The sequence below is a fragment of the Actinomycetota bacterium genome, assembly GCA_030019255.1.
GTDB lineage: Bacteria > Actinomycetota > Geothermincolia > Geothermincolales > RBG-13-55-18 > Solincola_A.
In genome coordinates, this window is record JASEFK010000005.1 from 80,133 (window position 1) to 94,532 (window position 14,400).

A 14,400-nucleotide genomic window follows, 5' to 3' on the forward strand; every position below is an offset into this window, starting at 1 on the left:
TTGGGGGTGAGGAAAATGCTGGAAAGGGTCCTTCTTCCCGTGGACGGCTCGGAGACGTCCAAAAAGGCAGTGGATTTCGCCGTCAGGCTCCTGGAGAAAAGCGGATGCCGGGTGACCCTCCTCGCCGTGGTGGAGGAGCCCGCCTACGCAGCCTTCTGGTCCGACGGCATGATCGCCCCGGAGGTCGTCCTGCCCCCGCCGGAGGAGCTGCGCGGAGAGCTGGAGAAGAGGGCCGGGCGGATGCTGGAGGAGTCTTCCACGCCGGTGAAGGAAGCCGGCCTGGAGGTGGAGACCCTGGTCCGCTTTGGAAGCGCCGCCTCGGAGATACTCCGGGAGGCCGAGGAGGGAGGCTACGACCTGGTGATCATGGGGAGCCACGGACGCGGCGTCCTGGGCGGTTTCCTCCTGGGCTCGGTGAGCAACCGGGTGGTACACCACGCCAGGTGCCCGGTGCTCATCGTGAGGGGTCCCTGAGCCCATTGCCTTAAAGCCCCGGAGTTCCCTCACATTATCGCCCCGCAGTGGAAGGAGTCGCGGCAATTTCCAGCTTCGCGAGAAGTTCTTCCCCGGTGGGTTCGCTGCCGGATTTATAGCCAAAACTTTCCCAAGCCCCGGTAAGGGTGTCGCTCGTATCGACCGGAGATCCCCAGAACGTGGCTGCTTTGGTATCGAGGGTACAGCTGCGATTGGGAGCGATCTTCCCGTTTATGATACTGGACAGTTACCGAACAATCTGTTAGATTTTTTCTGGTTAGGGGTTAATAAGCGTGACCTCACCGCGGATGGGAATTGCCGGTAAACGCGTTCGATTCGGGCAAGTTGATAGGGCGGAGATAACCCTCGCTCACCGTCGGGGGAATGCATGGAACTTGCCCGGTGCCCGGACTGCTTAACGGTCAAGGACTCGGAGCGAAGGTCACCTATCCCGAAGCTGGAACATGACGGTCGGCGGGGGACAAGCGGAGTTCGCCGGGCCCTTGATCCGTGTCCCGAGGAGGTGTGACTTTGAGAAAGGCACGCGGGTTTCTTACTCCCATTGCTTTCCTGGTCGTGTTAGCCCTGGTTCTGGCCTGGCTTCCGGGCTGCGAGATCCTCCCCTACCAGGAGCCGGTGGGCGGCATGACCGTCCGGTACGATTTCGTGTCCACCGTGGACGACCTCAACCTCCCCTGCAGCATCTATCTCCCCTCGGGATACGACCCCTCGCGTTCCTATCCCCTGTGGGTGGAGCTGCATGCCCTGGGCGGGGTGCCCCTCATCGACAACAACTGGATGAACATCTTCTCCAACATGATCAAAACGGTGGCCGACGAGAGGGGATGGATAGTCCTCTCCCCCTGGGGCCGCAACCTCACCAGCTTCTACATCGACGGGGTGAACAAGGATGCGGGGCCGAACCGGGAGCCGAACATCGTGGACGACATGTCCAGCCTGGCTTCCTGGACGCCGGCAGGTGGAGGCTGGTCGGCGGCGGGCGGGGTCATCCGTCAGTCGGATTCCTCCGCCTCCTGGAAGGAACTGGTAAGACGGGATTCCTCCGGGAAGGACTACGCGGTGCGCGTCAGGTTCCGGGAGGTGAGCCGTCCCGGGAACGCAAGCGCGGTGGGCATCAACCTGCGCCGGGACCCCGCCACCGGGGACTGCTACCACGTGGACCTCTATTCCGAGACGGTGAACGGAACCACCAGCAAGTACGTGCGCCTCTTCCGCGTCTCCGGCGGGACCTGGAACCTCATCTACCAGGCGCCTTATGAGTGGGGTCCCCTCAAGCCCGGTGACCCGTGGATAACCTTGCGGGTGGGTTCCTACGCCGGGTACCTCAAGGTGAACGTCAACGACAAGCCCATCAACCTGCAGCCCGGCGACGACTGCTCGCCCTACGGGGACGGCCGGGACGTCCCCGAGCCGCCCATATCCGGTGAGGTGTCCATCTGCAGCTACGGGGCGGTGCACGAGTTTGACGAGCTGCGCATTCAGAACGAGCACCAGTACGGGGAGAGGGACGTCATCGACTGCATCCTCCAGGCCATGGAGAAGTTCAACATCGACGAGGACCGCGTCTACGTGTCCGGACTCTCCATGGGGGGCACGGGGGCCTACGTCCTGGGCATCCACAACCCGGGGCTGGTCACCGCCGTCTCCCCTAACGCGGGAGCCTCCGACCTGGTTTACAACTACCAGTGGATGCGGGAGCACTTCCCCCGTAATTACGGGTATCCCTATGCCGACGTCAACGACGCGCGGGTGCCCGACAACTGGGCCGCCATCGCCGGGAAGGAGGACGAACCGGGAAGCTCCATCGACACTCCCCTCATGCGGGACAACAGCGCCCGCTACGTGCTGGAAAACCTTGCCAACATGCCCATACGCATCGTGCAGGGCCTGAACGACAGCAACTTCCCCAACCAGTACCAGAACCTCACCGTCATGTGGTGGAAGCGGGAGAGCACTACCCCGGGGGACAGGTGGTGGCTGGTGGAGGCGCCGCCTCCCTACTCCCCGGCCACGGCGGAATTCGCCAACGGGGGCGACGTCCATGCCCTGCTCACCGCCTGGTCCGCAGTGGGACCCTATTACTCGGAGTACAACACCAGCCCTTACGGCGGTCACGGCTTCATGGAGCCTTACGGGGTGACCGCCGACTTCTTCCAGGCCCATGCCCGCAACCGGCAGCCCACCCAGGTGGCCTACAAGACCTACGACGATCCCGTGAGTTCCTCCTACTGGATGACCATGAGGAGGTACGAGGGAGCGGGGGAGGAAGCCGCCCTGGCCCGCGCCGGGGTGGACCGCGCCGCCGGCGCGGTGGAGGCCCACGTGCGCAACGTGCAGGAGCTGACCCTGGACCTCTCCTGGGCGGGGGTGACCCTGGAGCCCGGAAGGATTCTGACCGTTCGTTTGGACACCAGCACCGACCCCAGTGCCATTCCCGTATCGGACAGGCTGGGGAGGACCGACCTGGTGCTGGTCCACGCCTGGGCCGCCGTGCTGGGCATGAGAGTCAGGCTGGACGGGTCGCTCCTCACCCCCGGCGTGGATTACACCCTGGAAGGAAGCCGGCTGCGCATTCCCGGCATCGTCCTCGACCGCCAGAGGACGCTGACCCTGGAGCTTCCCTCCCAGGCCCAGGCCAACCTCCTGCCCAACCCCGGTTTCGAGGACGTGAACCCCGACGGGAGCGTACCCGGCTGGAGTCAACTGCTGCTCTCCGGCGGTACGGCACGTATGGAAAATCATTCCATGATGTCCCACGCGGGCAGTCGCTCCCTGCGCATCAAGGACCCGGCCCCCGCGGCCGCGCCCTACACCTGTTCCTGGCGGAGCGACCCGGTGGCCGGGATAGAGGCGGGAAGCTACTACGCGTTGACGGGTTTCTACCGCACCCGGCTTTTCCGCAACGCCTCGGCGCAGGTCACCATATACTGGTATAACGCCGCCGGTTCCCTGATAGGTACGGACAGCGCCACGCTGGAGACGCCCTCCGGCTATTCCACCCACGACTGGATGCCCTTCCACCTCCAGGCCCGGGCTCCGCTGGGGGCGGCCAGGGCCGCGGTTAGGTTGGAGACGGCAGGCAGCTCTGGGACGGCCGGGGGCGGCAGCGTGTGGTTCGACGACGTGGCCCTGTTCCGCGTCCCTTGAGGCGGCAGGTCGCCTCCCGCCGGGAGTGGTAACAAGCCCCATCGAACCATCCTCCTCCTGGCGGCGGCTCGACCAGCCGGCAGCAGGAGCCCCTTCACCTCCTCGCCGCCAACGGCAGCCTGTTGCCCGATAAAGGGATGAAAAAACCCGCTTTACTCCATTGACTTTCCGCGAAGGCGGGAGTATTATAAGAAATCACTTTCTCGGCTGTTATTGACAACCGAATACTTACCGCTAAAGGCGATGAAGGGGAGGAGTAGGCCCGCGGGTAGCGCTACAGAGAGCCGGGCTGAGGTTGAGAACCGGTGCGTGAAGCGGGCTGAAGATGGCCCTGGAGCTTCCCGTCGAAAGCGATGAGCGAGTAGGCGAGGACGGATGCCCCCGTTACCATGGGCGAGGGTATCGCGCTGCGGCGCCGTACCCGGTGCGGGTGATACGGTAGTGAATACCGCCGTGCGCCTTCGCCGGCGGTATTTCATTTCCCGCTTGGGAAGTGGAAGGAAAGCACCCGCGAGGGGAGAGGGGCCGCCGTTCCCCGTTGCGGCCGCGGAAGATTCTCAGTCGGCCGGTTCGTGGAAGGTGGACCGGGGCGTGACGGGATAGGGACGGAGAAAGCGCGATACATACCGGAAAGGGAAAGGGACTGATCTCAAAGGTGGTTGAAACCGAAAGGTGGTGGTGGACTTGGTATGGATCATGCGCAGCCTCCCGCGGGAATGAAAGTCCGTCAAGACGGGAGGTAAGGAGGAATGGCCAAGACCATAGCGGAGATTAACGAGAGAATCAAGAAAGGCGAGGCGGTGGTGGTCACCGCCGAGGAGATCATCGACCTGGTGGAGGAGAAGGGCGTGGAGGAGGTGGCCCGCACGGTGGACGTGGTGACCACGGGCACCTTCGGGCCCATGTGCTCCTCCGGGGCCTTCATCAACCTGGGACACGCCCAGCCGCGCATCAAGATACAGCGCGCCTGGTTGAACGAGGTGCCGGTGTACTGCGGCGTGGCCGCCGTGGACATCTACATCGGGGCCACGGAGATGGCGGAGCACGACCCCCTGAACGAGGTCTTCCCCGGCGAGTTCCGCTATGGTGGCGGCCACGTCATCGAGGACCTGGTGGCGGGGCGCAAGGTGCACCTGAGGGCGGAGGCCTACGGCACGGACTGCTATCCCAACCGGCGCTGGGAGCGCGATATAACCCTGGACGACGTCAAGGAGGCCTGGCTCTTCAACCCGCGCAACGCCTACCAGAACTACAACGTGGCCGTTAACCTGTCCGACCGGGTCATCTACACCTACATGGGGGTGTTGCGCCCCAAGCTGGGGAACGCCAACTATTGCAGCGCGGGCCAGCTCTCGCCGCTGCTCAACGACCCCCTGTTCCGCACCATTGGCATAGGTACCCGCATCTTCCTGGGTGGGGGCGTGGGATACGTGGCCTGGCACGGAACGCAGCACAACACCGACGTCCCCCGCGCCGCCAACGGGACGCCCACCAGGCCGGCGGGCACCATCGCCGTCATCGGCGACCTCAGGGGGATGAACCCCCGCTACCTCACCGGCTATTCCATGCTCGGCTACGGGGCCACCCTGGCGGTGGGCATCGGCATACCCATCCCGGTGCTGGACGAGGAGGTGGTGCGGCACGCCGCGGTGCGCGACGCCGACCTCAAGGCCCCGGTGGTGGATTACTCCGTGGACTACCCGCAGGGCACGGGACGGGTGCTGGGCGAGGTCACCTACGCGGAGCTGAAAAGCGGGCGCATCGTGGTGGAGGGAAAGGAGGTGCCTACCGCCCCCCTTTCCAGTTACAGCCGGGCGAGGGAAATCGCCGAGACCTTGAAGGAATGGATACGGCAGGGACGCTTCCTGCTCAGCGAGCCGGTGGAGCTTCTGCCCTGCGCGGCGAGGGAGAAGGGGGTGGGCTGAATGGTGCGGCACAAGATAGTTCTCCGTTTTCCCCGCGAGCAGGTGGACAAGCCCATCGTGAGCAAGCTGGTCCGGGACTACGGCCTGGACTTCAACATCCTCAAGGCCTCCATCACCCCCCGGGAGGAGGGCCTGCTGGTCCTGGAGGTGACCGGGGAGGAGGCGGATTACGAGCGGGGCCTGGAATACCTGCGCTCCTGCGGGGTGGACATCCAGCCCCTCTCCCAGGACATCAAGCGCAACGAGGAGCGTTGCACCCACTGCGGGGCCTGCCTTGCGGTCTGCCCCACGGTAGCGCTGAGCTTGGACCGGGATACCTGGGAAGTGCGCTTTTCGGATGACGACTGCGTGGCCTGCGAGCTCTGCGTCAAGGCCTGCCCCCCGCGGGCCATGGAAGTCCATTATTGAGCTGCAGGCCGGGTGATCGCCGGGCATGGAAACGCGATTGATCCTCCGGGGAGCCGGAACATTCAACCGGCTCCCCCTTTTCTTGTCCAAAGAGGGAATGCCTCGGAAAGCGTGGATCTTGCCCGACGTGTGGGCTTGACGGCCGGGAAACCTGAAGGGAGGAAGCGGGTGAGATCCGCATGGAAGGGCGACCGTGAACCTGGTTTTTCTCCAGGTATGGGGCTGGAGGAACGGAGGAAGTCGGGTTTTAAGCAAGATTCATGGCCAAAGGCCGTCGAGGATGGAGAATTGCAGGATGGAACCTGGCGTTTTCCTTTACCGGGAAGGCAAGCGGAACGTATGCTGGTTTTTTCGTTTCTCGGTTACCTTGTCGAGTGTGATTCCGGAGCCCGGAGGGTTTACCGTGTCCGCCCTCAAGAGTATAAATATTCCTGAAAGAAGGTCCGATGCCATGAATGGACCCGCTGGTGGAGATGGGCCGGGCCGGCGGCAGGTTTATAACGAGGGGAAGGATGGCATGGCAAGGCTGGAACTAGAGGGGACGGACAGGGTTTTCGGCCTGGAGGATAAATCCGAGTACACCCTGGGGCGGGCGGATCCGGCCACTCACTCCTTCCCGGACATCGACCTTACGCCCTTCGGGGCCCTGGATGCTGGGGTTTCCAGGAGGCACGCCAAGATCACCCGCCTGGGAGGAGGCCGCTATTACATCATGGATCTCGCCTCCACCAATTACACCCATGTCAACGGAGAGCGGCTGGAGGCCTTCGAGCCCCGGCCTCTGGCCGACGGGGACGAGATCCACATGGGAACCCTGAAGCTCATCTTCCGGGCCTGAAGGCGGGGTCCGCTTTTCGCCTGCGATTTCTCTCCACATCGGCGAAGACCGTTTTCCGTGTGCAACGCGGGGGCACCAATTTCTTCGCCGAGCCTGTCTCCCCTGTCGGCAAGGAATAAGCAGCTTTCCGCAAGGGCTGGGCCCCGGATTGTATAATCCACGCTTGCCGACCTGCCCCCACGAGGCGGGCATGCGGGAAGCGGCGGGATCAAGGCTTCTTGCCGAAAAGGCTGCCACTGCCGGTTTTAAGGTGCCAGGCGTAACGTGTCGATAGAATAATGGCGCAAGGGGGTGAGGACCATGGCATCCCCAGGCGGGAAGCAAGAATCATGCATGGACATTCCGGGTGGAGCGCAATGAAGGCCCGATACCGCATCATAAGAGAAATCGGACGGGGAGCCATGGGTCGGGTTTACCTGGCCCACGACGACCTCCTGGAAAGGGATGTGGCCCTCAAGGAGTTGAACGTGCCCGGCTATCTCAGTGAGGAGGAGAAGGCCGAGGTCAGGGAGAGGTTCCGCCTGGAGGCCAAGGCGGCGGCCAGGCTCGCCCACCCGCACATACTCACCGTACACGACATCATCCTTTCCGGGGACCGCCAGTACATCGTCATGGAGTACCTGGAAGGCAAGACCATGCGGGAGATACTGGCGGAGCGCAGGTTATCCGCCGTCGAGGTCCTGAGCATCGCGCCCATGATCTGCGAGGCCCTGGATTATGCCCACCGCCAGGGCATCATCCACCGCGACGTCAAGCCGGACAACATCTTCGTCCTCCAGGACGGGAACATCAAGATCGCGGACTTCGGCATCGCCAAGATGATAAGGATGAGCGACCGCACCCATACCGACGTGATCATGGGCACTCCCAATTACATCGCGCCAGAGGTCGTCCAGGGGAAGCCGTACGACCACCGCGTGGACATCTTCGCCTTAGGAGTCACCATTTACGAGATGCTCACCGGGCGGCGGCCGTTCGACGCGGAAAACGATTTCGCCATCATTTACAAGGTGGCCACCGAGGAGCCGGTATCCCTCTCCGAGGTGGTCGAAGGGCTGCCTCCCAGCCTGGTGCATGCCGTCCACAAGGCCTTGCAGAAGGATCCCTCCCTGCGGTACCCGAGCATGGAGGAATTCAAGGCCGACCTCATGGAGGTGCGCTCGGAGCTGGGGATGGAGGCCGGGAAGGAAGAGGGTTTCGACAAGGAGCAGGCCCTGAGGAAGGACCTTGAGGCGGCCATGGAGGTGGAGATCGAAGAGGGGGCAGCGGGAGGAGGGTACGATTTCCGCCGGGACAGGGAATGGAAGGAACTCATCGCCCGTATCTACTCCGGGCAGCCCCGGGAGGAGCCCAGCCCGGCGGAGGCGGAAGCCGGGGACCGGTCGGTGCCGGAAATCCACGCCGCCGTGTCCCGCCCCAGGGTTTCAGCCTCCTCCCCGGTATACGGAGTGGCGGGCGTCCGGACCGTGCCTCCTCGGGGACGGGCTTCCGGCCATCCTCCAGGCGTGAGGGTCTCCCACGGAAGACCGTCCTTTCCCGCCGGAGGTCGGGAGGCGCAAACTCCACGAGGGGGATTCCTGGGCGCGGAGGGTCTCGTCCTGTCAAGCAGGGCCAAGCGGCTGGCCGCCTATATCCCCGCCCTGGCCGCAGTGCTGGTGGTCTCCACCCTGTTTCCCTGGATCGGCAGGGACCTTAACCCTTTACGCAACATGGCCGGCATCTCCTTCCCGGAGGGGATGCTGCTTTCCGGCCTGGCCACCCTGGTGGCCGGGTGCGACGCGCTGCTGGTCCTGGGGATGGTCTCGCCCGGGAAGTGGGCGCAGGCCATGAGGGCCATGTCCCTCCTGGCTTTCCTGGCCGCGCTGGCCTTCCTTGGCCTGCGGGTCTTCGCCGGCCTGGGTTACCAGAGGACGCCAGGACTTTCGCTGGGCCAGGTGCTGGCGGGTACCGGATGGGGCCTGTGGGTAGCGCTGGCCGGCAGCCTGGCGTTTTACGTACTATGCTCCCACCTCAGGTCGGAGGTCGCCTGACCCCCGCGACGTATATAACCTTCAGAACCCGTCGTTTTCGAGCAGCCATCCCACATATTCCTCGAGGGGCTGCCGGTAGTGCCGGGCGAGAGGGAAACCGCGCAAGCGTAAGTTGAGGTTGTCCAGGGGGGAATAAGGAGGGCGGGGACAGGGAAGGTTGAGGTCCGCGTAACGGATGGGCTGCACGGGCACGTCCTTCCACCCCGCTATCTCCACGATCTCCCTGGCGAAATCGTAACGAGAGCAAACCCCCTGGTTGGTGGCATGATAGAGGCCGTACTGGCCCGAGCGGCACACGCGGTGGATGATCTCCGCCAGGTCGCCGGTGTAGGTGGGGGTACCCACCTCGTCGGTGACCACCCGAAGGAACCCCTTCTCGCGGGCGTTGCGCAGGATGCTCTTCACGAAGTTGCGCTTCCCTCCCCGGCCGAAGAGCCACTGGCTGCGGAAGATATAATGGCGGGGCAGGGTGGAGGCCAAAAAGCGCTCCGCGGCCAGCTTGGCCTTCCCGTACACCCCCTGGGGGTTGGGTTCGTCCAGCTCCGTGTAGGGGGCTCCCTTGCGCCCGTCGAAGACGTAGTCCGAGCTGATGAAGGCCAGGGGACAACCGGCCTCCAGGCAGGCCAGGACCAGGTTCTGTGCCCCGGTCAGGTTGACCCGCAGGGAGGGTTCAGGGTCCAGCTCGGCGCGGTCGGCGTCCAGGTCGGCGGCGGCGTTGATGACCAGGTCTGGCTGCAGGGAGGGAATCTTTTCCATGACCAGGTCATAATCCGTGATGTCCAGGTCGAGGTCGAAGGGAAGCACCTCATCGCCTCCCCTCCGGAAGACTTCCACCAGGTCGGTTCCCAACTGGCCGGCCGCCCCGCATATCACTACGCGCATGCCTGCCTCCTCCTGCCGTCATGTTGCCGTCCGCCTTCCCCGCCATGGGGAGTGTCCTCGGTTCGTTGGGGCGGTCTATCCCATGTTCCCATGCCATGCCGCCCCTCTCATGCGACCTTGCCTCCCGGGTATCGTCGCGTGTCGTCCTTTCCCTTCCCCGGGCCCCCCTGTCCGGGTCGGGCGTTTTCCGCTTTTTCCACCCCTCTCAATCTCAGTCCCCGCTCTCCCAGTCGAAGAGGGCGTCGTAGGGTATGCGCTCCTCGTCCGGGTCCGAGGGGTCGTAGGAACGGGTGGTGTGGTAGAAGAGCCCCACAGGCTTTTCTCCCAGGACTTGGTAGCCGTGGGCCACCCCCGGGGGGATGACGATGAGCAGGGGTTGGTGTTCCCCGGCGTAGATGACCTGGGTGCGGCCTCGCGTGGGCGAATCCTCGCGCAGGTCGTGCAGGACCACGCGCGCCTCTCCCTGGGCCACGAACCACAGGTCGTGCTGCTTGCGGTGCCAGTGAAAGGCCTTGATGACCCCGGGATAGGTCAGGGTGAAGGTGGTCTGCCCGAAGCGCTCCAGGAGTCCGTCGTCGTCGCGCAGCACCTCCAGGAGATAACCCCTTTCGTCACAGTGGCGCACCAGTGGCTTGACCAGCACGCCCTCTATGCCCTCGACCCTTTCCTCCACGGCCATCACCTCGCTTTCTGGGTAAAGGTTAGCGGAGAAGGGGAACATAGACAACCGCGAACGGTAACCGCCGGATCATGAGCCGGTGAAGTGATGAAGTATCCGGGGCAGGGATCAAGGGGACGACTCTCGACGGGCGGACCGGGAATCGAAGTCCTGGGGATGAAACGCAGTGTTTTTCCAACACGATAGGATAAAGGGAACGCCCGCAGCACTTCGTCATTTTCGATCACCGCATCGAGTTCCAGCCGGGTGGAGGGGACGTGGAGGGAATGCGGGCGGATGCTTATGAGAAAGGGAGAGGAAAGGCTCCCCCGAAGGGGAGCCTTTTACCTCGTTACTTGCCGTTACTCGTTTTCTCGCCCTATTGCTGGAAGCGGCGGCGAAGGCCCAGGGCCACCAGCACCAGCCCCAGCAGCGTAAGCGCCGCCGCGGCCAGCAGGAGGGGAAGTTGCTCCATGCCGGTGGCCGGAAGGGCGGTGGTCCCCCCGGTGATGGCCGGTGGCGTAGGGGGAGTAGGCTGTATGGGAGGCGTCACCTCTTCCCCTCCCACGATGATCACGCCGTTCAGGAAGTCCACGTTCTCCTCGGCACCGGGGGCCAGCTCCACGTCCACGCTCTTATCGGTGATGGCGGCGTACTTCTGAGGGTCGAACTCCTCGGTCACCGTGTAGTTCCCGGCCTCCAGGAGGAGGAAGGAGAAGGTCCCGTCCTCACTGGTGACCGTCTGCATCTCGACCTCCTCGCCGCCCAAGGTCTCGCCGGTCAGCGTGATGGTGAATCCCGGTCCCGGGTCGTCCTGGTCGGGCTCCAGGACACTGTCTCCGTCGTCCAGCCACTTGGAGCCCACGATGGACCCGTAGGGGGCGTTGGCGAAGAGCACCGTCGCCTCCTCGCCCGGACCCACGGAGACCTCCATACGGATGGGCAGGGTGGCATAGTGGCCGGCGGGCACCGTCTCGCTCACCGCGTACTCTCCGGGCAGGAGGTTGTCGAAGGAGAAGGTCCCGTCCTCACCGGTGAAGGTCTCGGCGAAGGCCTCCGTGTCGCCCAGGCCCTCGAGGGTTATCTTGACCCCCTGCAGGCCGGTCTCGCCCTCGTCCAGCACGCCGTCCCCATCCAGGTCCTGGAACTTGAAGCCCTCGATGACACCGTAGACGCAGTTGCCGAAGTTCACCACCGCGCCCTCGCCGGGAGAGAGCTTCACGGACACCGAGTCGGGGGTGGTGGAGAAGTACCCGTCGGTTCCCTTCTCCACCACGGTGTAGGTTCCGGGCTCCAGCTCGGGGAAGGAGTAGGAGCCGTCCTCGCCGGTTACCGCGGTGTCCAGGAGCTCATCCGGCGGGCTACCCGCCCACAGCTCGATGGTGATGCCGGGGATGACGGTGGTCTCGTTCTCATCCCAGACCCCGTCGCAGTCCTCGTCCAGCCACTTGGTGCCGGTGATGGAGCCGTAGGGGGCGTTGCCGAAGTACACGGTCTCGGTTTCCCCGGGCTCCAGCTCCACCACGATGGAGATGGGACCCGTGGGGTAATAACCCGGCAGGCTGGATTCGTCCACCGCCACCACGTAGGTGCCGGGTGACAGGTTCGGGAAGGAGAAGAGGCCGCCGCCGGCAGTGATCGCAGTACGCCATCCGCCATTGAGCTTGATGGTAACTCCATCCAGGCCCTCCTCGCCCTCGTCCAAGATGCCGTCCTGGTCGAGGTCCAGGAACTTGACGCCCTCGATGCTCCCGTAACGGCAGTTGTGGAAGTCCAGGCCCTCGAGGGGCTGGCCGTAGACCAGGTTGAAGTCGTCGTGGGAGCCGTCGTCCGGGTTGGTGGGGAACCATCCCTCGGGCAGGACCTCCCTCACCGTGTAATTGCCGGGAAGGAGGCCGGTGAAGGAGTAGCTCCCGTCCTCGCCGGTGACCGTCTCCGCCACCTTCTCCTCGCCCTTCCACAGCTCGATGGTCACTCCCGGAACGGCGGGTTCTCCCTCGTCGCGGGCGCCGTCCTGGTCGAGGTCCTCCCACTTACTACCGGTTATGGAGAGGTAACGGCGGTTGAGGAAGTCCAGGCCCTCCACGTTGTAGCCGCACCCCACCTCGACGCCCTCGTGGATTCCCTCCGGTGGAGAGACGGGATACCATTCCTCGGGCAGGACTTCCTTCACCGTGTAGACCCCGTCCTCCAGGTCATCGAAGAGGTAGCTCCCGTCCTCGCCGGTGACCGTCTCCGCCACCTTCTCCTCGCCCTTCCACAGCTCGATGGTCACTCCCGAAACGGCGGGTTCACCGGCATCATGTATACCGTCCCCATCCAGGTCCTCGTACTTGTGCCCGGAAATATGGAAGAGGGGCGCGATGAGGAACTTCACCTGCTGCCAGATGCATGTAGGTATGCAGTAGTAGCACTTTAGCTCGAAGGTGGTGAAGGTGTCCGTGTACGTCCTTCCCGCCCATTCGATAGTGAGGGGCTTCCATCCGTCCGGGACTACCATGTGGACCTGGTAGCGCCCGTAAAGGTTTTCTCCCAGCGGATTCCCGAAGAGATCATAGTTGTTGCATGGAAGCTCTTTCCAGCTCGCGCATCCGTAAGGATATACCGGCCACCAGGAGGGACCGGCGCCCGTGGGTTTCTGGTAGGAGCCATCCCAGCTGTCGGCGGGCACCAGCATCCCGTCCATGTCGTGGAACAGCTCTATCACCACCGGCTGGGGATGCAACGAGTCGCCGTCGTCCAGTTGGCCGTTGCAGTTGGTGTCCTCGAAGACCAGGACCTCCACCTTGCCCTTTCGGCATTCGGCCCTCCGGTTAAGGAAGTCGACACCGGTGATGTCCTGACCGCTTGCCACCTGGAGGTTCTCATGGGAGCCGTCGGCGGGGTTGGTTGGCGCCCAGCACTCGGAGAGGACCTCCTTCACCGTGTAGACACCGGGTTCCAGGTTTTGGAAGGTATATCCGCCGCCTGCGCCGGTGACCGTTTCCTCTATCTTCGCGCCGTCCTTCCACAGCTCGACGGTCACCCCGGGGAGCGGGGGCTCGTCCGGGTCCTTCTCGCCGTCCCCGTCCCGGTCCTCGTACTTGTGCCCGGAGATGGAACCAAAAGGTACCTCCACGGGCACGTTGCCGAAGAAGACGGTGACCGTCTCCCCGCTGGAGGGTGGCTCCCAGCATTGGATGCCGGGATCCGCCACACCGGTGCATAGCTCGATCTCGTAGGAGGTGGGGGTGGTGGCCCGGTAGCCCTCGGGCACCGTCTCGCTCACCACGTAGGTGCCCGGTTCCAAGCCGGAATAGCACACCAAGCCGTCCGCGTTGGTCTGTCGGGGATCGCCGCCGTCGAGGGTGAAGGTCACCCCGGGCATGCCCGGTTCATTATCGTCCTTGATGCCGTCCTCGTCCAGGTCCAGGAACTTGACCACGCAGATTTCGCACTCCGGCTGCGGCGAAGGACAGCACAAGGCCTGGGCGCTTTCCAACACGGTAGACGCTTCCGTCCCCTCCGTGCCCCCGCCATCATTGGGCCCATCCGCTTTTTCGGCATTGGAATCCACCGCCATCGGCTGTTCGCCGCCGGCGGGAATGCCCTCTGGGGCATCTTCCGCCAGGACCGCGGTCCCCGTTCCTCCCGCGTCCAAGATGTCAGCGGAGGTCTGGGACTCCCCGGGCGCCTCGCCGCCGCCGGCCAGTGCGGTGACTATGCCTCCGAGCAGGGTGGCCATAAGCAGCAAACACACGGAAAGGAGCACCAGTCCCTTTATCGACCCCTTCATTTACTTCACCTCCACCTTGAAAATCCTTCCATCGATACCTTTGGTAGTTGGAAATGGACAGCCTTCAATGGAAGGGCTTTCGGCATGGGAACAGGGGAGGAAGAACCGCACGGTGGAAACCAGAAAGACCTTGCCGAGTGAGTTCTGGCCCAGACCGGAAAACCTTCCCCTTTTCCAGCCCTCCCTGGGTTTGCCTCCTCCTTTTTGCTATCCCGCCTCCAAGATACCCGATATACAAAGCC

At 64.0% G+C, this 14,400-nt stretch carries 9 protein-coding genes; 6 read left to right on the forward strand and 3 right to left on the reverse strand.

Translation table 11 applies throughout. From position 1 onward, the window contains the following. The first annotated feature begins 15 nt into the window (after positions 1-15). The 6 genes from QME84_05855 (at position 16) to QME84_05880 (ending at position 8,843) form a co-directional block, all read left to right on the forward strand. Entirely contained in the window at positions 16-474 is a 459-nt protein-coding gene (locus QME84_05855) for a universal stress protein (GenBank protein MDI6873789.1), read from the forward strand. A 531-nt stretch (positions 475-1,005) separates the two neighbouring features. Then, positions 1,006-3,642: an alpha/beta hydrolase-fold protein gene (locus QME84_05860; GenBank protein ID MDI6873790.1), complete on the forward strand. Its 2,637-nt coding sequence runs from the start codon at positions 1,006-1,008 to the stop codon at positions 3,640-3,642. A gap of 749 nt (positions 3,643-4,391) precedes the next feature. After that, positions 4,392-5,567 (forward strand): homocysteine biosynthesis protein, encoded by a 1,176-nt coding sequence (locus QME84_05865; GenBank protein MDI6873791.1) that lies wholly within the window; start codon positions 4,392-4,394, stop codon positions 5,565-5,567. Further along, the gene (locus tag QME84_05870) at positions 5,568-5,975 is read left to right on the forward strand and encodes an NIL domain-containing protein (GenBank protein ID MDI6873792.1); all 408 of its coding nucleotides are present in this window, start codon (positions 5,568-5,570) and stop codon (positions 5,973-5,975) included. Between the two features lie 517 nt (positions 5,976-6,492). After that, positions 6,493-6,813 carry an FHA domain-containing protein gene (locus tag QME84_05875; GenBank protein MDI6873793.1) on the forward strand — a complete coding sequence of 107 codons (321 nt, stop codon included), beginning with the start codon at positions 6,493-6,495 and terminating at the stop codon, positions 6,811-6,813. 356 nt (positions 6,814-7,169) lie between these two features. Next, positions 7,170-8,843: a serine/threonine-protein kinase gene (locus tag QME84_05880; protein ID MDI6873794.1), complete on the forward strand. Its 1,674-nt coding sequence runs from the start codon at positions 7,170-7,172 to the stop codon at positions 8,841-8,843. 21 nt (positions 8,844-8,864) lie between these two features. On the opposite strand, the gene rfbD is transcribed toward QME84_05880, so the two are convergent. The 3 genes from rfbD to QME84_05895 form a co-directional block, all read right to left on the reverse strand. After that, the gene (gene rfbD / locus QME84_05885) at positions 8,865-9,725 is read right to left on the reverse strand and encodes a dTDP-4-dehydrorhamnose reductase (GenBank protein ID MDI6873795.1); all 861 of its coding nucleotides are present in this window, start codon (positions 9,723-9,725) and stop codon (positions 8,865-8,867) included. A gap of 211 nt (positions 9,726-9,936) precedes the next feature. Then, positions 9,937-10,398: a dTDP-4-dehydrorhamnose 3,5-epimerase family protein gene (locus QME84_05890; protein MDI6873796.1), complete on the reverse strand. Its 462-nt coding sequence runs from the start codon at positions 10,396-10,398 to the stop codon at positions 9,937-9,939. Between the two features lie 364 nt (positions 10,399-10,762). Continuing rightward, on the reverse strand, positions 10,763-14,158 hold the full coding sequence (locus QME84_05895; protein ID MDI6873797.1) for an SdrD B-like domain-containing protein: 3,396 nt from the start codon (positions 14,156-14,158) through the stop codon (positions 10,763-10,765). Positions 14,159-14,400: the final 242 nt, after the last annotated feature.

Bases quoted from the DNA above. Each gene is read 5' to 3' on its own strand.
- QME84_05855 (MDI6873789.1), top strand. From the start codon at position 16: ATGCTGGAAAGGGTCCTTCTTCCCGTGGACGGCTCGGAGACGTCCAAA.
- QME84_05865 (MDI6873791.1), top strand. From the start codon at position 4,392: ATGGCCAAGACCATAGCGGAGATTAACGAGAGAATCAAGAAAGGCGAG.
- QME84_05870 (MDI6873792.1), top strand. From the start codon at position 5,568: ATGGTGCGGCACAAGATAGTTCTCCGTTTTCCCCGCGAGCAGGTGGAC.
- QME84_05875 (MDI6873793.1), top strand. From the start codon at position 6,493: ATGGCAAGGCTGGAACTAGAGGGGACGGACAGGGTTTTCGGCCTGGAG.
- QME84_05880 (MDI6873794.1), top strand. From the start codon at position 7,170: ATGAAGGCCCGATACCGCATCATAAGAGAAATCGGACGGGGAGCCATG.
- rfbD (MDI6873795.1), bottom strand. From the start codon at position 9,725: ATGCGCGTAGTGATATGCGGGGCGGCCGGCCAGTTGGGAACCGACCTG.
- QME84_05895 (MDI6873797.1), bottom strand. From the start codon at position 14,158: ATGAAGGGGTCGATAAAGGGACTGGTGCTCCTTTCCGTGTGTTTGCTG.